General features: G+C 37.6%; 1 protein-coding gene. It reads right to left on the bottom strand.

Going from position 1 to position 1,153, the window contains the following annotated elements:
• Positions 1-31: 31 nt before the first annotated feature.
• Positions 32-1,048 (bottom strand): UDP-glucose 4-epimerase GalE, encoded by a 1,017-nt coding sequence (gene galE, locus G634_RS0114880; protein ID WP_026505922.1) that lies wholly within the window; start codon positions 1,046-1,048, stop codon positions 32-34.
• Positions 1,049-1,153 lie beyond the last annotated feature (105 nt).

Genomic DNA, 1,153 nt, shown 5'->3' with positions numbered 1-1,153 from the left:
GTGTGCGCCGCCAATGTTATCAAAACAATTATCAATCATCATATCCATTTGGATTGTTCTTCTGCCATCTCCAGGAATCCTCGCACATTTCGCGAATTCCGTTCTCAGCCTTCCAGCCAAGCTCTTCTTCTGCCTTCTTGGCACTTGAATAGCAGGTTGCAATATCTCCAGCTCTTCTAGGTGCAATTACATATGGAATCTTCACACCATTAGCTTCTTCAAAATTCTTTACAATATCTAATACACTGTAACCTATTCCAGTTCCAAGGTTGTAGATTGAAAGACCGCTTCCTTTTTCAAGCTTCTTCAAAGCCTTAACATGACCCTTTGCAAGATCAACGACATGAATATAATCACGAACACCTGTTCCATCATGAGTATCGTAATCATTTCCAAATACATTTAAGTGATCAAGCTTTCCAACAGCAACCTGTGTAATATATGGCATAAGGTTGTTTGGAATACCATTTGGATTTTCTCCCATTGTTCCACTCTTATGCGCACCGATAGGATTGAAATAACGAAGAAGAACAATGTTCCACTCATTATCTGCTTTCTGAATATCTGTCAGAATCTGCTCCAACATGTGCTTGGTCCATCCGTATGGATTAGTGCAAACACCCTTAGGACACTCTTCTGTAATCGGAATAAACTCCGGATTTCCATAAACAGTTGCTGAAGATGAGAAAATGAAATTCTTTACATTATGCTTTCTCATAACATCGATAAGCACAAGTGTGCCATTGATATTGTTTTCATAATATTCCCATGGCTTTTGAACAGATTCTCCAACAGCCTTCAAACCTGCAAAATTGATAACAGCATCAATGTTTTCTTTTTCAAAAATATCATTGAGTGCATCACGATCTCTAACATCAGCTTCATAAAAAGAAACTTTTTTACCTGTGATAGCTTCAATTCGAGATAATACTTTTTTGGATGAATTGGAAAGATTATCAACGATTACAACATCATATCCGGCAGTCTGTAATTCAACTACTGTATGACTTCCAATATATCCTGTTCCACCTGTAACTAAAATTGCCATAAATGTGAGCCTGCTACTATAAACATATACAAATGTGTATATGCAAGATGATTCGCCATAATCTCACGATGTATGGTTACTGCTTCAACGTGTATGCTTTGGCGA

It is taken from the genome of Butyrivibrio sp. NC3005, assembly GCF_000424545.1.
Taxonomy (GTDB): domain Bacteria; phylum Bacillota; class Clostridia; order Lachnospirales; family Lachnospiraceae; genus Butyrivibrio.
Note: the sequence above shows the minus strand (reverse complement) of the source record. Positions and strands in the feature narration are given on the sequence as shown.

Bases quoted from the DNA above. Each gene is read 5' to 3' on its own strand.
- galE (WP_026505922.1), bottom strand. From the start codon at position 1,048: ATGGCAATTTTAGTTACAGGTGGAACAGGATATATTGGAAGTCATACA.